This window comes from Streptomyces sp. NPDC032198 (assembly GCF_040636975.1).
Taxonomy (GTDB): Bacteria; Actinomycetota; Actinomycetes; order Streptomycetales; family Streptomycetaceae; genus Streptomyces.
Genome location: NZ_JBEZVL010000001.1, coordinates 943915 through 961370, shown reverse-complemented (window position 1 = coordinate 961370; position 17456 = coordinate 943915). Strand labels below are relative to the sequence as shown.

17 protein-coding genes are annotated in these 17456 nt (G+C 70.4%); 10 read left to right on the top strand and 7 right to left on the bottom strand.

Features of this window, described 5'->3' with window-relative positions; genetic code table 11:
- Positions 1-43: 43 nt before the first annotated feature.
- The 5 genes from AB0E78_RS04470 (at position 44) to AB0E78_RS04450 (ending at position 4512) form a co-directional block, all read left to right on the top strand.
- Positions 44-1147: a PfkB family carbohydrate kinase gene (locus AB0E78_RS04470; RefSeq protein WP_361828100.1), complete on the top strand. Its 1104-nt coding sequence runs from the start codon at positions 44-46 to the stop codon at positions 1145-1147.
- A 160-nt stretch (positions 1148-1307) separates the two neighbouring features.
- Positions 1308-2342, top strand: a complete 1035-nt coding sequence (locus AB0E78_RS04465; RefSeq protein WP_361828097.1) for a PhoH family protein — start codon at positions 1308-1310, stop codon at positions 2340-2342.
- A 13-nt stretch (positions 2343-2355) separates the two neighbouring features.
- Positions 2356-2853 (top strand): rRNA maturation RNase YbeY, encoded by a 498-nt coding sequence (gene ybeY / locus AB0E78_RS04460; protein ID WP_361828095.1) that lies wholly within the window; start codon positions 2356-2358, stop codon positions 2851-2853.
- 4 nt (positions 2854-2857) lie between these two features.
- Positions 2858-4159 carry a hemolysin family protein gene (locus AB0E78_RS04455; protein ID WP_361828092.1) on the top strand — a complete coding sequence of 434 codons (1302 nt, stop codon included), beginning with the start codon at positions 2858-2860 and terminating at the stop codon, positions 4157-4159.
- Positions 4156-4512, top strand: a complete 357-nt coding sequence (locus AB0E78_RS04450) for an MmcQ/YjbR family DNA-binding protein (protein ID WP_361828089.1) — start codon at positions 4156-4158, stop codon at positions 4510-4512. The genes AB0E78_RS04455 and AB0E78_RS04450 overlap by 4 nt, the downstream gene beginning before the upstream one ends.
- 11 nt (positions 4513-4523) lie before the next feature.
- Here AB0E78_RS04450 and AB0E78_RS04445 read toward each other — a convergent pair whose 3' ends face one another.
- Complete coding sequence (locus tag AB0E78_RS04445) at positions 4524-5957, bottom strand: MFS transporter (protein WP_361828086.1); 1434 nt, start codon at positions 5955-5957, stop codon at positions 4524-4526.
- 168 nt (positions 5958-6125) lie between these two features.
- On the opposite strand from AB0E78_RS04445, the gene AB0E78_RS04440 reads away from it, so the two are divergent.
- Together AB0E78_RS04440 and AB0E78_RS04435 are read left to right on the top strand one after the other, a co-directional pair.
- Positions 6126-6950, top strand: coding sequence for a helix-turn-helix transcriptional regulator (locus AB0E78_RS04440; RefSeq protein ID WP_361828557.1), 825 nt, complete (start codon positions 6126-6128; stop codon positions 6948-6950).
- Positions 6951-6976: 26 nt separating this feature from the next.
- Complete coding sequence (locus tag AB0E78_RS04435; protein ID WP_361828084.1) at positions 6977-7330, top strand: cytidine deaminase; 354 nt, start codon at positions 6977-6979, stop codon at positions 7328-7330.
- A gap of 201 nt (positions 7331-7531) precedes the next feature.
- Here AB0E78_RS04435 and AB0E78_RS04430 read toward each other — a convergent pair whose 3' ends face one another.
- Together AB0E78_RS04430 and AB0E78_RS04425 are read right to left on the bottom strand one after the other, a co-directional pair.
- Positions 7532-7870, bottom strand: a complete 339-nt coding sequence (locus AB0E78_RS04430; protein ID WP_361828081.1) for a P-II family nitrogen regulator — start codon at positions 7868-7870, stop codon at positions 7532-7534.
- On the bottom strand, positions 7867-9177 hold the full coding sequence (locus tag AB0E78_RS04425) for an ammonium transporter (RefSeq protein WP_361828079.1): 1311 nt from the start codon (positions 9175-9177) through the stop codon (positions 7867-7869). Before AB0E78_RS04425 ends, AB0E78_RS04430 begins: the two co-directional genes overlap by 4 nt.
- A 204-nt stretch (positions 9178-9381) precedes the next feature.
- Between AB0E78_RS04425 and era the strand changes: the two genes are divergently transcribed.
- Positions 9382-10350 carry a GTPase Era gene (gene era, locus AB0E78_RS04420; RefSeq protein ID WP_361828076.1) on the top strand — a complete coding sequence of 323 codons (969 nt, stop codon included), beginning with the start codon at positions 9382-9384 and terminating at the stop codon, positions 10348-10350.
- 43 nt (positions 10351-10393) lie between these two features.
- On the opposite strand, the gene AB0E78_RS04415 is transcribed toward era, so the two are convergent.
- The 4 genes from AB0E78_RS04415 to AB0E78_RS04400 form a co-directional block, all read right to left on the bottom strand.
- Positions 10394-11641, bottom strand: a complete 1248-nt coding sequence (locus AB0E78_RS04415; protein WP_361828073.1) for an MFS transporter — start codon at positions 11639-11641, stop codon at positions 10394-10396.
- Positions 11638-13008 (bottom strand): GH1 family beta-glucosidase, encoded by a 1371-nt coding sequence (locus tag AB0E78_RS04410; protein WP_361828070.1) that lies wholly within the window; start codon positions 13006-13008, stop codon positions 11638-11640. Before AB0E78_RS04410 ends, AB0E78_RS04415 begins: the two co-directional genes overlap by 4 nt.
- Positions 13009-13094: 86 nt before the next feature.
- Positions 13095-13361, bottom strand: a complete 267-nt coding sequence (locus AB0E78_RS04405; RefSeq protein WP_361828067.1) for a protealysin inhibitor emfourin — start codon at positions 13359-13361, stop codon at positions 13095-13097.
- A 62-nt stretch (positions 13362-13423) separates the two neighbouring features.
- Positions 13424-14497: a M4 family metallopeptidase gene (locus AB0E78_RS04400; RefSeq protein WP_361828064.1), complete on the bottom strand. Its 1074-nt coding sequence runs from the start codon at positions 14495-14497 to the stop codon at positions 13424-13426.
- Between the two features lie 298 nt (positions 14498-14795).
- Between AB0E78_RS04400 and leuA the strand changes: the two genes are divergently transcribed.
- Together leuA and AB0E78_RS04390 are read left to right on the top strand one after the other, a co-directional pair.
- Positions 14796-16523: a 2-isopropylmalate synthase gene (gene leuA, locus AB0E78_RS04395; RefSeq protein ID WP_361828061.1), complete on the top strand. Its 1728-nt coding sequence runs from the start codon at positions 14796-14798 to the stop codon at positions 16521-16523.
- A gap of 235 nt (positions 16524-16758) precedes the next feature.
- Complete coding sequence (locus AB0E78_RS04390) at positions 16759-17454, top strand: TerB family tellurite resistance protein (protein WP_361828554.1); 696 nt, start codon at positions 16759-16761, stop codon at positions 17452-17454.
- Positions 17455-17456: the final 2 nt, after the last annotated feature.

The following is a 17456-nucleotide window of genomic DNA, read 5'->3' as shown; positions in this document are numbered from 1 at the left end:
GCCGCAGCGGGCCCGTCCGGCGTCCGTCCGTTACGGTCCCTGCATGGTCGTACCTCTCAAACCCAGCATCGACCCGCTCAAGGGAGCCCGCAGGGCAGGCGATCCGCCCTGCGACGTCTTCCTCACCGGCACGGTCTTCCTCGACATCATCTTCACGGGACTCGACTCCGCGCCCGTACGCGGCACGGAGTCCTGGGCGCGGGGCATGGGATCGAGCCCCGGTGGCGTCGCCAACATGGCGACCGCGCTGGCCCGGCTCGGCCTGCGCACCTCCCTCGCCGCGGCGTTCGGGGACGACCACTACGGGGAGTACTGCTGGGACGCCCTCGAACAGGGCGAGGGCATCGACCTGGCGACCTCACGCACCGTGCCCGGCTGGCACTCACCGGTGACCGTCTCGATGGCGTACGAGGGCGAGCGGACCATGGTCAGCCACGGGCACGAGCCGCCGCCCGACGCCGATTCCCCGGACGGCGGCGCCCCGGCCTGCCCGCCCCGCGCGCGTGCCGCCGTCGCCTCCCTGACGCCGGGCACCCGTGCCCCGTGGATCGCCGAGGCCGCCCGCTCGGGCACGCGGATCTTCGCCGACGTCGGCTGGGACGACACCGGGCGCTGGGATCTGGCGGGGCTCGCGGATCTGGCGCACTGCGAGGCGTTCCTGCCGAACGCGGAAGAGGCCATGCGGTACACCCGTACGCAGTGCCCGCGGGCCGCCGCGCGGGCGCTGACCGAGCACGTGCCGCTCGCCGTGGTGACGCTGGGGGCGGAAGGGGCGTACGCGGTGGACGGGCGGACCGGCGAGACCGCCGAGGTTCCGGCCATCGCGGTGGAGGCCCTCGATCCCACGGGGGCCGGTGACGTCTTCGTGGCGGGCTTCGTGACCGGCACGCTCGCCGGGTGGCCGCTCGCGGACCGGCTCGCCTTCGCGGGGCTCACGGCGGCCCTTTCCGTACAGGAATTCGGGGGGTCCCTCTCGGCGCCCGGCTGGGCGGAGGTCGCCACGTGGTGGCGCACCGTGCGGGAGGTCGACGACCAGGACCCGGTGGCGCTGCGCCGGTACGGGTTCCTGGAGGGGCTGCTTCCGGAGGCCACCCGGCCGTGGCCGCTGCGGCGCGCCGTGCCCACGATCGGGTTCCGGTCCGCGTAGCCGGCTCCCCGAGCCGCCCGGCAGTCGCACATTCGTGCGTGACCGGAGTGGAAAAGCCCTACAGCCGTGACAGTGGTGCGTCGTACTCTTGGCAGTGCAAGGCTGTCGAGCGGCCACCAAGCCCCGCATGAGGAGGATGAGCAGGCCTGAGTGCCGGCCCATGACTCAATCACCCACAGCTCGTACCCCTGCCCAGGGTCAGGCCCGAGCCCACTTCACCGTCCCGGCGAACCATCCGATGGTGACGGTGCTCGGCTCCGGAGACGCCCTGTTGCGCGTGATCGAGAAGGCCTTCCCGGCGGCCGACATCCATGTCCGGGGCAATGAGATCAGCGCTGTCGGTGACGCCCATGAAGTCGCCCTCATCCAGCGTCTGTTCGACGAGATGATGCTGGTGCTCCGCACCGGTCAGCCGATGACGGAGGACGCAGTGGAACGCTCGATCGCCATGCTCAGGGCGGACGGGGCAGGAGAGGGCGACGGACCGGAGACCCCGGCCGAGGTCCTCACGCAGAACATCCTCTCGTCCCGGGGCCGCACGATCCGCCCCAAGACGCTCAACCAGAAGCGCTATGTCGACGCCATCGACAAGAACACCATCGTCTTCGGCATCGGCCCCGCGGGCACCGGCAAGACCTACCTCGCCATGGCCAAGGCCGTGCAGGCGCTCCAGGCCAAGCAGGTCAACCGCATCATCCTGACCCGCCCCGCCGTCGAGGCCGGCGAGCGGCTCGGCTTCCTGCCGGGCACGCTCTACGAGAAGATCGACCCGTATCTGCGTCCGCTGTACGACGCGCTGCACGACATGCTCGACCCGGACTCGATCCCCCGCCTGATGGCGGCGGGCACGATCGAGGTCGCCCCGCTCGCGTACATGCGAGGCCGCACGCTGAACGACGCGTTCATCATTCTCGACGAGGCGCAGAACACCAGCGTCGAGCAGATGAAGATGTTCCTCACGCGCCTCGGCTTCGAGTCGAAGATCGTGATCACGGGCGACGTCACCCAGGTCGACCTGCCGAACGGCACCAAGTCCGGGCTGCGCCAGGTCCAGGACATCCTGGAGGGCATCGACGAGGTGCACTTCTCGCGGCTCACCTCGCACGATGTCGTACGGCACAAGCTCGTCGGCCGTATCGTCGACGCGTACGAGAAGTACGACGACAGCCAGCAGAACAAGAAAAACGGGAAGTAGCGGAAACCGCACCATGTCGATCGACGTCAACAACGAATCCGGGACCGAGGTCGACGAGCAGGCGATCCTCGACATCGCCCGCTACGCCCTCGCGCGGATGCGCATCCACCCGCTCTCCGAGCTCTCGGTGATCGTCGTGGACGAGGACGCCATGGAGCAGCTCCACATCCAGTGGATGGACCTGCCGGGACCGACGGACGTCATGTCCTTCCCGATGGACGAACTGCGTCCGCCGGCCAAGGACGAGGAGGAGGCCCCCCAGGGCCTCCTCGGCGACATCGTGCTCTGCCCCGAGGTCGCCATCAAGCAGGGCAAGGAAGCACCCACGGAGCACTCCATGGACGAGGAGCTCCAGCTGCTCACCGTCCATGGGGTGCTGCACCTGCTCGGGTACGACCATGAGGAGCCGGACGAGAAGGCCGAGATGTTCGGCCTTCAGGCGGCCATCGTCGACGGCTGGCGCGCCGAGAACGGCCTGACCGGGCCCTCTCCCGCGCCCACCGTCTCGTAGGGCCATGAGTTTCCAGCTGATCGCGGGCGCCGTCGCCCTGGTCGTCGTCGCCTGGCTCGCGGCCTGCGCCGAGGCGGGCATCGCCCGTGTCTCCAGCTTCCGCGCGGAGGAGGCGGTCCGCTCCGGGCGGCGCGGCAGCGCCAAGCTCGCGCAGGTCGCCGCCGACCCCACCCGCTATCTCAACGTGGCACTCCTCGTGCGCGTGGCGTGCGAGATGGCGGCGGCGTCCCTGGTGACGTACGCCTGCCTGAACGAATTCGACGAGACCTGGCAGGCGCTGGCCGTCGCCATCGCGGTGATGGTCCTCGTCTCGTACGTCGCCGTGGGCGTCTCGCCGCGCACCATCGGCCGCCAGCACCCGCTCAACACGGCGACGGCCGCAGCGTACGTCCTGCTGCCGCTGGCCCGCGTCATGGGCCCGATCCCGCCGCTCCTGATCCTCATCGGCAACGCGCTCACGCCCGGCAAGGGCTTCCGGCGCGGTCCGTTCGCCTCCGAGGCCGAGCTGCGCGCGATGGTCGACCTCGCCGAGAAGGAATCCCTCATCGAGGACGACGAGCGCCGCATGGTGCACTCCGTCTTCGAGCTCGGCGACACCCTCGTACGCGAAGTCATGGTGCCCCGCACGGACTTGGTCGCCATCGAGCGCTTCAAGACCATCCGGCAGGCGCTCACCCTCGCCCTGCGCTCCGGCTTCTCCCGCATCCCGGTGACCGGGGAGAGCGAGGACGACGTCGTCGGCATGGTCTATCTCAAGGACCTGGCCCGCAAGACGCACATCAACCGCGACAGCGAGGCGGACCTGGTGTCGACGGCGATGCGCCCGGCGACGTTCGTGCCCGACACGAAGAACGCGGGCGACCTGCTGCGCGAGATGCAGCAGGAGCGCAACCACGTCGCCGTCGTCATCGACGAGTACGGCGGCACGGCCGGCATCGTCACCATCGAGGACATCCTCGAAGAGATCGTCGGCGAGATCACCGACGAGTACGACCGTGAACTGCCGCCCGTCGAGGAGCTCGCGGACGGCTGCTACCGCGTCACCGCGCGCCTGGACATCGGCGACCTCGGCGAGCTCTTCGGACTCGACGAGTTCGACGACGAGGACGTCGAGACGGTCGGCGGCCTGCTCGCCAAGGCCCTCGGCCGGGTGCCGATCGCCGACGCGTCCGCGGTCGTGCCGCTGCCGGACGGACGGGACCTGCGGCTCACCGCGGAATCCGCCGCCGGACGCCGGAACAAGATCGTGACGGTGCTCGTGGAGCCGGTCGCGCCCGTGGGCGCGGAGAAGGAGACGTCGGCGTGAATCCGCAGGAACTGCGCGCGTTCTGCTTGTCCTTCAACGACGTGGTCGAGGAGTTCCCGTTCGGCCCCGGGGCCTCGGTGTTCAAGGTCGCGGGGAAGATGTTCGCGCTGACCTCGCTGGACGCCTCGCCGCTGACCGTGAACCTGAAGTGCGACCCCGAGATCGCGGTCCAGTTGCGGGCCGCGCATCCGGAGATCGTGCCGGGGTGGCACATGAACAAGCGCCACTGGAACACCGTGACGGTCGACGCGAAGCTCCCGGACCAGCAGGTCCGGGAGCTCGTCGAGGACTCGTACGACCTGGTGGTCGCGGGTCTCCCGAAGGCAGAGCGACTCCGGCTCGACCGGCCCTAAGGCCTTTCGCGTCAGGCGTCGCGCCGGGTGCGCAGGCCCACCGCGACCAGGGCCGCCGCCACGAGCACCACGGCCGCGTCGATCAGGAGCACCGTCCGCGCCCCGGCCAGGAGATCCGTGCTCGTGGTCGCCAGGACCCCCAGGAGCGGGATGCCGATCGTGATGCCCACCTGCTGGGTGGACGTCACCAGGCCGGTGGCCAGGCCCTGCTCCTCGTCCGGGACACCCGACGTGACCGTCACGCCGTACGAGATGATCGCGCCCAGGTGGAACATGCTCGCCAGCGAGACGCCCGCCGTGGCCAGCCAGACCGACCCCATGCCCTCGTCGATACCGAGCAGCGTCGCGATGAGCAGGCCCTGGCCCAGGAGCGAGACGACCAGGGTGCGGCGCGCCCCGAAGCGGCTGATGACCTTCGGCGCGTAGATCCCGGCGACCACCGAGAGCACGCCCTGCACGCCGAAGACCAGACCCGTCTGGAAAGCCGAGAGCTTCAGGACCTCCTGCAGGTACAGGGTGAGGACGAAGACGACCACCGACATCATCGAGAAGGTGACGAGACCGCCCAGGTTGCCCCACGCCACCGTCCGCCGCCGCAGCATCGGCAGCGAGACGAGGGGGGACGCGGCACGCGACTCGATGTACCCGAAGGCGGCGAGCAGCAGGACGCCGGTGATCAGCGTGACGATGACGTCCATGCCGCCGAAGCCGCGTTCGGCGGCCGTGGAGAGCGCGTAGATCAGGGCGAGCAGACCGCCGGTGACGGTGACCGCGCCGGGGATGTCGAGGCGGGGGCGGTCCGGGGTGCGGGACTCCGGCAGCAGGCCCGGCGCGAGCGGCAGCACGATCAGCGCGAAGAGGGTCAGCAGGCCCATCGTGGAGCGCCAGCCGAGCGTGTCGGTGAGGACGCCGCCGAGAACCATGCCGACCGTGAAGCCGAGCGAGAGCAGCGTGCCGGATATCCCGAGCGCCCGGTCGCGCTGCGGCCCTTCGGGGAACGTCGTGGTGAGCAGCGACATGCCGGTCGGCACGATGGCCGCCGCGCCGACGCCCTGCAGCGCGCGCCCGGCGAGGAAGGACGCCGGGTCCCAGGCGAAGGTGGCGAGCAGCGAGGCGAGGCCGAAGAGGGCGAGGCCGCCGAGGAACAGCTTGCGCCGGCCGAAGAGGTCGCCGGTGCGGCCGAAGAGCAGCAGGAAGCCGCCGGAGGGCAGCGCGAACGCGGTCACCGCCCACTGCAGCGCGGACTGGCTCATGCCCAGGTCGGCGCCGAGCACCGGGAGCGCCACGTTCAGCACGGAGAAGTCCAGCGCGACCATGAACTGGGCGGCGCAGAGCACGAAGAGGACGAGCTTGTCGCGCGAGGAGAGCTTGGGGGCCGCGGGCTCGGCCGGGGGCTGCGGTGCGAGGGCCGCGGGAGACGGGGGAGTGGTGGTGTCGATCGCCATGGAACGAGCTTCGGGCGTCCGGAACAGCCGTGGGGAGCGGGAACTTATGCTGGTGGTCGGAACACCAGGCAGGGGGGAGCTGCGATGGCAGGGACGAGTGAGGCGGCGGCGGTACGGCCGCGGGACGAGGCCAAGGCACGGCGGCTCGGTGAGCTGCGCGAGTTCCTGATGAGCCGCCGGGCCCGGGTCAGCCCCGCGGAGGCAGGCCTTCCGGACGGTGGCGCGCGGCGGCGTACGCCGGGGCTGCGCCGCGAGGAGGTCGCCGTGCTCGCCGGGGTGGGCGCCTCCTGGTACCAGTGGCTTGAGCAGGGCCGTGACATCTCGGTGTCGCCGCAGGTCCTGGACTCCGTGGGCCGCGTCCTGAAGCTGTCGAGCGCCGAGCGGCGGCACCTGTACGTGCTGGCAGGGCTCAACCCGCCCGCGCCCGAGGTCGAGCAGGCCGACCGGGGCATGAGCGACGGGATGCAGCGCCTGATCGACACGTGGATGCCGTATCCGGCGCACATCATGGACCGCTACTACAACTGCGTCATGTACAACGACGCGGCCGGAATGGTCTTCGGGATGCGTCCCGAGATCACCCAGAACTGCCTCGTGGACTTCTTCACCGACCCCATCTACCGCTCCCGGAGCGTGAGTTGGCGGACGAACGCGGAGTCGGTCGTCGCGCAGTTCCGGGCCTCGTGCTCGGAGACCCCGGACGACGAGGGGTTCCAGACGGTCCTCGCCGAGGTACGGGAGGCGGCGGGCGAGGAGTTCACCGAACTGTGGGAGCGGCGGGACGTGCGGCCCGCGGGCCAGGTCCACAAGGAGCTCATCCACCCCCTGGTGGGGGCGCTGCACGTCGAGTCGACGGCGTTGCGGGTGCCGGCGCGGCCCGATCTGACGATCGTGCTGCATACGCCGCTTCCGGAGGCGGAGACCGCGGCGAAACTGGAGTGGCTCGCCTCGCCTGAGGGGCGGCGGGGGTCGATGTACCCGGTGGCCATGTAGTGCCCTGACCTCCGTATGCTCGGCTCATGACCGAGAGTGCTGCGCTTGACGCTGAGGACCGGAAGATCGTTGTGCTGGCTCGTTCGGCGCGGGCGCGGAACGGGGTGGCCGAGGGGGCCGCTGTGCGGGACGAGACGGGGCGGACCTATGTCGCCGGGACCGTCGCGCTTCCCTCCCTTCAGCTCTCCGCTTTGCGTACCGCCGTTGCCATGGCAGTGGCGTCCGGCGCGGAGTCCCTTGAGGCGGCGGCCGTCGTCTCCGGCGCGTCGGAGCTCTCCGCCGAGGATCTTGCCGCTGTGCGGGACCTTGGCGGGGCCGGTACGCCGGTGTTCTTGGCGGGGCCGGATGGTGAGGTTGGGGTGCGGGTCGAGGCGAACTGACCTTTTCCCCAACCCCGCCCCTTCCCGAAAACCCGCTCTGGCGCGGGGGCCTTGGTTGCCGCCGTCACCGGCTTCGCCGAGTTCGTCCTCAAACGCCGGACGGCTGAAAGACTTCCCCGGACCGGCGGAATTCTCAGCCCGTCCGGCGTTTGAGGACGCCCCGGCGCAGCCGGTTCTCGGGAAGGGGCGGGGTAGGGGAAATCACACCGCGTCCGGGCCCCGCTCACCCGTTCGTACCCGCACCACCGTCTCCACCGGCACCGCCCACACCTTTCCGTCACCGATCTTGCCGGTGGACGCCGCGCGGACGATCGCGTCGATCACTGGGTCGGCGTCCGCGTCGTCCACGACGACCTCCAGGCGCACCTTCGGCACCAGGTCCACCTGGTACTCCGCGCCCCGGTACACCTCCGTGTGCCCCCGCTGGCGTCCGTACCCGCTCGCCTCGGTGACGGTGAGGCCGAGGACGCCCAGTTCCTGCAGTGCCGTCTTCACCTCGTCCAGGCGGAACGGCTTGATGACCGCGGTAACGAGCTTCATCGGACGGTGCTCCCCTTCATCGGGCTGACCAGGACGCCGTGATCGTAGGCCGTCTCCGCGTGGTGCGTCTGGTCCAGGCCCGTCATCTCGTCGTCGGCGGACGCGCGGAAGCCCATCAGCTTGTCGATCGCCTTGCCGATGCCGAACGTCACGGCGAACGTGTACGCCGCCACGACGAGCACCGCCACCGTCTGCTTGCCCAACTGGGCGAGCCCGCCCCCGTAGAAGAGGCCCTCCGCGCCGTCCGTCATCGTGGCCGTCGCGAACAGGCCGATCAGGAGCGTGCCGACGATGCCGCCCACCAGGTGCACGCCCACCACGTCGAGCGAGTCGTCGTAGTCGAAGCGGAACTTCCATGCCACGGCGTACGAGCAGACCACGCCCGCCGCGAGACCGACCACCGCAGCGCCGAGCACCCCGACGACCCCGCACGCGGGGGTGATGGCGACGAGACCCGCCACCGCGCCGGACGCCGCACCGAAGGTCGTGGGGTGGCCGTCGCGCTGCTGCTCGACGAAGAGCCAGCCGAGCAGGCCCGTGCAGCCGGCCAGGAGGGTGTTCAGGAGGGAGGCGGCCGCGAGGCCGTTCGCGCCGAGCGCCGAGCCGCCGTTGAAGCCGAGCCAGCCGAACCAGAGCAGGCCCGCGCCCATCAGGACCATCGGCAGGTTGTGCGGACGCATCGCGTCCTTCTTGAAGCCGATGCGCGGGCCCAGGACCAGGACGAGCGCCAGACCGGAGGCGCCGGAGGCGATCTCGACGACCAGGCCGCCCGCGAAGTCCAGCGCGCCGAGTGACGAGGAGATCCAGCCGTCCGGGCCCCAGACCCAGTGCGCCACGGGAACGTATACGAGCAGCGCCCAGACCGGCACGAAGACCAGCCACGCCGTGAACTTCGTGCGGTCCGCGATCGCGCCGCTGATCAGTGCCGTGGTGAGGATCGCGAAAGTGAGCTGGAAGGTGGTGAAGAGGAGCGTGGGGACCGTGCCCGTGAGGGTGCTCGGGCCGATGCCCGCCATCCCGAGGTGATCGACGCCGCCGATCAGGCCCGCGAACGCGTCGTCGCCGAACGCGAGCGAGTATCCGGCCAGCAGCCACACCACGGTGACCAGGGCGATCGACACGAAACTCATGAGCAGCATGTTGAGGACGCTCTTCGTGCGGACCATGCCGCCGTAGAAGAGCGCGAGGCCCGGCGTCATCAGCAGGACGAGGGCGGTGGCCGCGAGCAGCCAGGCGGTGTCGCCGGTGTCGGGGCCCTTGGCGGCGGCCAGGGTCGTGAGGGAGGCCGGGGAGTACAGGGTCTGCACGGGGAATCTCTCCTCCGGGTGGGGGCGCAGAGGGAGAGCGTCACCGCCCCGCGTTTCCGATCGGGCACCCAGGTGTTTCCGCCGTGTTTCGTGTTGCGCGGCGGTTTCCGTGAGCTCACCGATGCCTCGCCGATGCCTTGTCCGTGCCCTTTCAGAGCCCGATCGGCGCCTCAGGGTGCTGCGGCCCTCCGGCGATCAGGGAGAATGGGCGCCATGAGCGTTCGTACCGAGTCATCCGAGCCGTCCGAATCGTCGGGGGCACCCCACCGCGCCGGCTTCGCCTGCTTCGTGGGCCGCCCCAACGCGGGCAAGTCCACCCTCACGAATGCTCTGGTCGGCCAGAAGGTGGCGATCACCGCGAACCAGCCGCAGACCACGCGGCACACGGTCCGCGGCATCGTGCACCGGCCGGACGCCCAGCTGATCCTGGTGGACACCCCCGGGCTCCACAAGCCGCGCACGCTGCTCGGCGAGCGCCTCAACGACGTGGTGCGGACCACTTGGGCCGAGGTCGACGTCATCGGCTTCTGCCTGCCCGCGAACGAGAAGCTCGGCCCCGGCGACCGGTTCATCGCCAAGGAACTGGCCGGCATCAAGAAGACCCCCAAGATCGCGGTCGTCACGAAGACCGACCTCGTCGACAGCAAGACCCTCGCCGAGCAGCTCATCGCCATCGACCAGCTCGGCAAGGAGCTCGGCTTCGAGTGGGCGCAGATCGTGCCGGTGTCGGCGGTCGGCGACAAGCAGGTCAAGCTGCTCGCCGACCTGATCGTCCCGATGCTCCCCGAGAGCCCGCCGCTCTACCCCGAGGGCGACCTCACGGACGAGCCCGAGCAGGTCATGGTCGCCGAGCTGATCCGCGAGGCCGCGCTGGAAGGCGTACGGGACGAGCTGCCGCACTCCATCGCCGTCGTGGTGGAGGAGATGCTGCCGCGCGAGGACCGGCCCGCGGACAAGCCGATGCTCGACATCCACGCGAACGTCTACATCGAGCGCCCCAGCCAGAAGGGCATCATCATCGGCCCGAAGGGCAAGCGCCTCAAGGAGGTCGGGATCAAGTCCCGCCAGCAGATCGAGGCGCTCCTGGGCACGCCGGTCTTCCTGGACCTGCACGTGAAGGTCGCCAAGGACTGGCAGCGCGACCCCAAGCAGCTCCGCAAGCTGGGCTTCTGAGGGCCGCGCCCCGTTACTCCACGCCCCGTTACTCCGAGCCCCGTTACTCCACGCCCCTGATCCGCGTCACAAGGAGCGCCCCCGCCAGCCCGATCGCGGCCGCCACCAGGTACAGCACCCGGTAGCCGCCCAGGTGCGTCACGATCGGGGCCGCGAGGACCGGGGCCGCGACCTGCGGCAGGGAGTTGGCGATGTTGATCACGCCCATGTCCTTGCCGCGGTCCATGGCCTTCGGGAGCACGTCCGTCATCAGCGCGAAGTCCACCGACATGAAGACGCCGAAGCCCACCCCGAGCACGGCCGCCGCGACGATCGCGCCCGGCCAGGTCTGCCAGCCGGACAGCAGCGCCGTGGCCACCGCGATCAGCACGCCGGACCAGAGCACGAACGGCTTGCGGCGGCCCACGCGGTCCGACCAGACGCCGCCCACGACCACCGTCGCGAGCAGCGTCAGGCCGTTCACCGCGGTGAGGATCAGGACGCCCTCGCCCGGGTCCGGGTAGTCCAGGCGGTCCCGCAGGTAGTAGAGGAGATAGAGCAGGACCAGGGCGTTGCTGAGGTTGATCAGGAAGCGGGTCAGCCAGGCCCAGCCCAGGTCGGGGTAGCGGCGCGGGCTCAGCCAGAAGGCGGACAGGAATGAGCGCCACGCGAACGGCGGCCTGTCCTGCGGGGCCAGGCGCAGGTCCCGGTGGCGCAGGACGTACGGGAGCACTCCCGCCACGGTGAACACCGCGCACGCCGCGTATCCCGCGCCCACACCCCCGGCGACCGTCGCCAGGCCCGTCCCCACCACGACGCCCAGGATCTGCGCCGCCCCGAGCCAGCCGCCCACCGCGCCCCGCTGGAGCCTCGGCACCCGGTCCGGCACGGCCGCCGTCACCGCGGCGAACGCGGCGTTCAGGGTGAGCTGGACCAGGCACCAGCCCGCCGCCATCCACCACACCGACCCGGCGGCCGACAGCAGCAGGAGCGCCGCCGCGCCGCCCGTCGTGCCCGCCACGATCCACGGCGTGCGCCGCCCGAAGCGCGACACCGTCCGGTCCGAGAGCGCGCCGAAGAGCGGGTTCGAGGCGAGGGAGACCACGGCTCCCGCGCCCGCCACCCACGCCAGGACCGTCTCCTTCGACGTGCCGGCCGGCGCGAGGTCCTCCGCCTGGAGGGCGAGGAGGATCTGCAGCGGGCCGTACCAGCCGACCCAGATCGCCCCGTTGGCGAGCGAGAGCGCGCCCGTCCAGCTCCGCCCGACCCGTTCGGCCGGTTCCCTGAGCGCCTCGGCCGGCTGCGCGGTCATGCCTGTGGCGCCTGGTGGGCCCGCTGCGCCCTGAGTGCTTCGCGCAGCCATGCGTACGACGCCTTCGGGGTGCGCGCGAGGGTGGTGTAGTCGACGTGGACGAGGCCGAAGCGCTGCTTGTAGCCCTCCGCCCACTCGAAGTTGTCCAGCAGGGACCAGACGAAGTAGCCGCGTACGTCGACGCCTGCCTCCAGCGCCCGGTGCAGGGCCCGGAGATGGCCGTCGAGGTAGTCGATCCGCCGCTGGTCGTCGATTCCCTCGTACGAGCAGCCGTTCTCGGTGATCACCAGGGGCGGGAGACGGTCGCCGTACCGGTCGCGGAAGCCGGTGAGGAGCTCGGTGAGCGACTCCGGGACCACCGGCCAGCCGAAGTCCGTCACTGGATACCCATCCAACTCGCGTGGCGCGAAAGGGAGTTCCGGAGGCAGTGTCAGGCCCGAGAATTCCGTCGACGTCGCCGCCGGGAGCGGGGCTCCCACCTTGGTCGGCTGGTAGAAGTTGATCCCGTACCAGTCGAGCGGTTCCGCGATGACCTTCAGGTCCGCCTCGATGTCGTCGCCCGGCATCAGCTCCCCGATGCCGTCCGGGTACCGGCCCAGGATGAGCGGGTCCGCGAACAGGCGGTTGAGGAGCACGTCGTAGAAGTCCGCCGCCTCCGTGTCCTCGGCGGAGGAGGACGCCGGCCAGGTGGGGCCGTGCGAGTTGGCGATGCCGATGTCCGTGACGCCCGCGGCGCGCAGCGCCCGTACGGCGAGGCCGTGGGCGAGGAGTTGGTGGTGCGCCACCGGCAGCGCGTCGAACATGAGCTGCTCACCGGGCGCGTGCTGGCCGAGCGCGTGACCGAGGAGGGTGTGCTCGGCGGGTTCGTTGAGGGTGATCCACTTCTTGGCGCGGTCGCCGATGCGGGCTGCCACCACGGCCGCGTACTCGGCGAACCGCTCGGCCGTGTCCCGCCGCGGCCAGCCGCCCTCATCGGCGAGCGCGAGCGGGGTGTCCCAGTGGAAGAGCGTGGGGACGGGGCTCACGCCCGCCGCGCACAGCTCGTCGACGAGCCGGTCGTAGAAGTCGAGGCCCGCGGCGCTCACCTCGCCCGCGCCGCTCGGCAGGACGCGCGGCCACGACACCGAGAAGCGGTAGGCGCCCACCCCCAGGTCCCGGATGAGCGCGACGTCCTCGCGGTAGCGGTGGTAGTGGTCGCAGGCGACGGCGGCCGTGGTGCCGTCCTTGACGTGGCCGGGGACGGCGGTGAACGCGTCCCACACCGAGGCGCCGCGCTCGTCGACGGCGCCCTCGATCTGGTGGGCCGATGTGGACACGCCCCACAGGAAGTCGTGGGGGAACGGGGGTATCGCCGCACTCGCTGCCATGGGCGGGATCTTCCGTACCGTCGAGTACGGAAGTCAATGGGCGTGCGGAAGAAAGATGAACAACGCTCAGTTTTTCCCGTTCTTCGCTAGGCGCCCTCCTTCAGCACGCGCGAGATCAGCTTGCGTTGCGGCTCCGTCAGCCGCGGGTCCGAGCAGTACACCGTCTGCCCGTCCACCGTCAGCTGGTAGCCGAAGCCGTCCGGCACCCCTATCGGCGGGGTGCTCCGGCCCTCGGCCACGGCCTCCTCGGCCAGGGCGTGCCATTCCGGGGCATCGGCCAGCTCCGAGGTGTCCACCTCGGCATGCCGGTCGATGCCCGCGAATCCTCCGGTCCGCTTCACCTGGATACGCATGGGTCCTGTCTACTCCACCGAGTGGGCGGCCGGTAGCGCGTCCGCCGGCCGATGGCCGTCCGTCAGTCGGTGGCGGGAACCTTGACCGTGGACCACGCGTCGATGACCGCCTTGTGCTCGTCGCCGTCGCCGTACTTCGCGCGCGCCGCGGCCACCGTCAGCTTCGCGAAGTCCGTGAACGACGCGTCCTGCGCCAGCTCGCCGCCGGTCAGGACGGCGTACCAGATCTGCCCCGCCCGCTCCCACGCGTTGCCGCCGAGGGCGTCGGCGACCAGGTAGAAGGCGCGGTTGGGGATGCCGGAGTTGATGTGCACGCCGCCGTTGTCGCGGCCCGTGCGGACGTAGTGGTCCATGTCGGCGGGCTGCGGGTCCTTGCCCAGCACGTCGTCGTCGTAGGCCGTGCCGGGCTCCTTCATGGAGCGCAGCGCCTTGCCCGTGACGCGCGGGGCGAGCAGCCCGGCGCCGATCAGCCAGTCGGCCTCGGAGGCGCTCTGGCCGAGCGTGTACTGCTTGATCAGCGAGCCGAAAACGTCCGAAAGGGACTCGTTCAGGGCGCCCGGCTGGCCGAAGTACGTGAGGTTCGCCGTGTACTGCGTGACGCCGTGCGTCAGCTCGTGGCCGATGACGTCCACGGGGATGGTGAAGTCGAGGAAGATCTCGCCGTCACCGTCGCCGAACACCATCTGCTCGCCGTTCCAGAACGCGTTGTTGTACTCCTCGGAGTAGTGCACGGTCGCGTTCAGCGGCAGCCCGCTGCCGTCGATGGAGTTGCGCTGGTACGTCTTCAGGTACAGCTCGAAGGTCGCGCCGAGGCCCGCGTACGCGCGGTTGACGGTCGCGTCCTTGCCGGGCTTCTCGCCCTCGCCGCGGACCTTGCGGCCCGGCAGGTCGGTCTTGTGCCGCGCGTCGTAGATCGTGCGGTGCGGCTTGTTCGCCGCCGCTTCCTTGGGCAGCGAGACGGACGGGGCGCCGATGACCGTGGTCAGACGGCGGTGGGTGCGCTCGATGGAGTCCCGTTCCAGGGTGCGGCGGGCGGGGCCCGCGAGCGCGGCGTCGTCACTCTGGGCCAGAGTGTCGAGCACGTGGGGCGGAATGATGCTGCAGAAGACAGGCTCGAAGCCTGGATTGACGGTCATGGCGGCAAATGTGGCACTGGGTCATGCCGGTGTCACTACCTGCAACCATGATTAGTGAAATAGAGGTATTGATCACCCCTTGGCCGTTACCTGACGGCGATCCCGCATACTGATACGCAACCGCGCACACAGCGCGGCTCGGCTAGGCTGCGGAGCATCATGCGTTACGGGCTGCTTCTCCTTAGCTGCCGCGGCGAGGGCCTGTAGTCGAGGCCGACCCCCTCCCCGCGGAGTTCGGTGTTGCTCGCGAAGCGACCGTCGGCCGTCCTTAAGGACACTCCCGAGGAGCCCCCGCATCATGGCCATCAAGCCGAATCTGCAGCGCGCCACGTCCATGCCGATCCACAAGTACGGCCAGTACGACCAGGTCGACATCCCGGACCGCACGTGGCCGCAGAACCGCATCACGGTCGCTCCCCGCTGGCTCTCCACGGACCTGCGTGACGGCAACCAGGCGCTGATCGACCCGATGTCCCCCGCGCGCAAGCGCGAGATGTTCGACCTGCTGGTCCGCATGGGCTACAAGGAGATCGAGGTCGGCTTCCCCTCCTCGGGCCAGACCGACTTCGACTTCGTACGGTCGATCATCGAGGACGGCGCGATCCCGGACGACGTGACGATCTCCGTCCTGACCCAGGCCCGCGAGGAACTCATCGCCCGCACGGTCGAGTCGCTGGTCGGCGCCAAGCGCGCCACCGTCCACCTGTACAACGCGACCGCGCCCGTCTGGCGCGAGGTCGTCTTCCGCGGCTCGAAGGACGCGGTCAAGCAGATCGCCGTCGACGGCACCCGCCTGGTCATGGAGTACGCGGAGAAGCTGCTGGGCCCCGAGACGGTCTTCGGCTACCAGTACAGCCCCGAGATCTTCACGGACACCGAGCTGGACTTCGCCCTGGAGGTCTGTGAGGCCGTCTGTGACGTGTGGCAGCCCGCCGAGGGCCGCGAGATCATCCTCAACCTGCCCGCCACCGTGGAGCGTTCGACGCCCTCCACCCACGCGGACCGCTTCGAGTGGATGTCCCGGAACCTGTCGCGCCGCGAGCACGTCTGCCTGTCGGTTCACCCGCACAACGACCGCGGCACCGCCGTCGCCGCCGCCGAGCTGGCCATCATGGCCGGCGCCGACCGCATCGAGGGCTGCCTGTTCGGGCAGGGCGAGCGCACCGGCAACGTCGACCTGGTCACCCTGGGCATGAACCTGTTCTCGCAGGGCGTCGACCCGCAGATCGACTTCTCCGACATCGACGAGATCCGCCGCACCGCCGAGTACTGCAACCAGATGGAGGTCCACCCGCGCCACCCGTACGCCGGTGACCTCGTCTACACCGCCTTCTCCGGCTCCCACCAGGACGCCATCAAGAAGGGCTTCGAGGCGATGGGCGTCCGGGCCGAGCAGCAGGGCAAGACGGTCGACGAAATCGAGTGGGCCGTCCCGTACCTGCCCATCGACCCGAAGGACGTCGGCCGTTCGTACGAGGCCGTCATCCGCGTCAACTCGCAGTCCGGCAAGGGCGGCATCGCCTACGTCCTGCAGAGCGACCACAACCTGGACCTGCCGCGCCGCATGCAGGTCGAGTTCTCGAAGATCATCCAGACGAAGACCGACACCGACGGCGGCGAGGTCACGCCGGACGCGATCTGGGGCATCTTCCAGGACGAGTACCTGCCCAACCCCGAGAATCCGTGGGGACGCATCCAGGTCAAGAACGGCCAGACCACCACCGACAAGGACGGCACGGACACGCTGACCGTCGAGGCGACGGTCGACGGCGCCGACACGGTCCTGACCGGCACCGGCAACGGCCCGATCTCGGCCTTCTTCAACGCACTGCAGGGCATCGGCATCGACGTACGCCTCCTGGACTACCAGGAGCACACGATGAGCGAGGGAGCCTCCGCGCAGGCCGCCTCGTACATCGAGTGCGCGATCGGCGACAAGGTTCTGTGGGGCATCGGCATCGACGCGAACACGACACGTGCCTCGCTGAAGGCCGCGGTTTCCGCGGTGAACCGCGCGGCCCGCTGACCTGCGCCTCGCGCCTCAAGCACGACGTCCGCAAGCGCCGGACGGGCTCGAATGGGTCCGTTCGGCGCTTTTGCGTGCGACCGTGTCCAGGTCGTCTACCGGCCATCTCTCGTACAGGGTGCTGACGCCACATCAACAATGTGGCTAACATCACGCCCAACGCGGCAATGTTGCCGGGGCGTTACGGAGGTGCGCGGTGCTGCCAGAGCGGGGACGAAACGGCCGGGAATCCCGCATCTTCGCCACGCCCGTTTCACGCGGGCGGGTCCTGCGCCGGCGCGTGATCGGCGTGCATACGGCCTGGACCACCGTCGGGGACGGCGAGTTCTTCTGCCCCGGCTGCGGCGGTGACCGCAACTTCCAGCGCCGCACCGGCCGTCGCCGCTTCGTCCTGCTCGGTGTCCCGGTCCTGCCGCGAGGCACCGCGGGACCCATCGTCGAGTGCGCCGCCTGCGGCGACCACTTCGGAACGGACGTTCTCGGCCATCCCACGACCACCCGGCTCTCGGCCATGGTCCGCGACGCCGTGCACACCGTCGTCCTGGCGATCCTCGCCGCGGGCGGCACCTCGTCGCGCTCCACGCTCGACGCGGCCGTCGGCGCGCTGCGCGGCGCGGGATTCGACGACTGCCGCGAGGAACAGCTCGTCGCGCTCGTCGACGCGCTCGCCGCCGACACCGGCCGCGCGACTGTCCCGGACTGCGGGCCCGGTCTGGCCATAGAACTCCACGAGGCGCTCGGCCCGTTGGCCCCGCACCTCGCCCCGGCCGGACGTGAGGCGCTGCTGCTCCAGGGCGCGCGGATCGCGCTCGCCGACGGCCCGTACACCCCCGCCGAGCGCGAGGTCCTCGCCACGGTCGGCGGTGCGCTGACCATCGGCGCCGATGAGGTCACCCGGCTGATGGTGGCGGCCAGGACGACCCACTTCTGACC

Coding starts and splice junctions, on each gene's coding strand:
- AB0E78_RS04470 (WP_361828100.1), top strand. CDS start 44: ATGGTCGTACCTCTCAAACCCAGCATCGACCCGCTCAAGGGAGCCCGC.
- AB0E78_RS04465 (WP_361828097.1), top strand. CDS start 1,308: ATGACTCAATCACCCACAGCTCGTACCCCTGCCCAGGGTCAGGCCCGA.
- ybeY (WP_361828095.1), top strand. CDS start 2,356: ATGTCGATCGACGTCAACAACGAATCCGGGACCGAGGTCGACGAGCAG.
- AB0E78_RS04455 (WP_361828092.1), top strand. CDS start 2,858: ATGAGTTTCCAGCTGATCGCGGGCGCCGTCGCCCTGGTCGTCGTCGCC.
- AB0E78_RS04445 (WP_361828086.1), bottom strand. CDS start 5,957: ATGGCGATCGACACCACCACTCCCCCGTCTCCCGCGGCCCTCGCACCG.
- AB0E78_RS04440 (WP_361828557.1), top strand. CDS start 6,126: ATGAGCCGCCGGGCCCGGGTCAGCCCCGCGGAGGCAGGCCTTCCGGAC.
- AB0E78_RS04435 (WP_361828084.1), top strand. CDS start 6,977: ATGACCGAGAGTGCTGCGCTTGACGCTGAGGACCGGAAGATCGTTGTG.
- AB0E78_RS04430 (WP_361828081.1), bottom strand. CDS start 7,870: ATGAAGCTCGTTACCGCGGTCATCAAGCCGTTCCGCCTGGACGAGGTG.
- era (WP_361828076.1), top strand. CDS start 9,382: ATGGGCGCCATGAGCGTTCGTACCGAGTCATCCGAGCCGTCCGAATCG.
- AB0E78_RS04415 (WP_361828073.1), bottom strand. CDS start 11,641: ATGACCGCGCAGCCGGCCGAGGCGCTCAGGGAACCGGCCGAACGGGTC.
- AB0E78_RS04410 (WP_361828070.1), bottom strand. CDS start 13,008: ATGGCAGCGAGTGCGGCGATACCCCCGTTCCCCCACGACTTCCTGTGG.
- AB0E78_RS04405 (WP_361828067.1), bottom strand. CDS start 13,361: ATGCGTATCCAGGTGAAGCGGACCGGAGGATTCGCGGGCATCGACCGG.
- AB0E78_RS04400 (WP_361828064.1), bottom strand. CDS start 14,497: ATGACCGTCAATCCAGGCTTCGAGCCTGTCTTCTGCAGCATCATTCCG.
- leuA (WP_361828061.1), top strand. CDS start 14,796: ATGGCCATCAAGCCGAATCTGCAGCGCGCCACGTCCATGCCGATCCAC.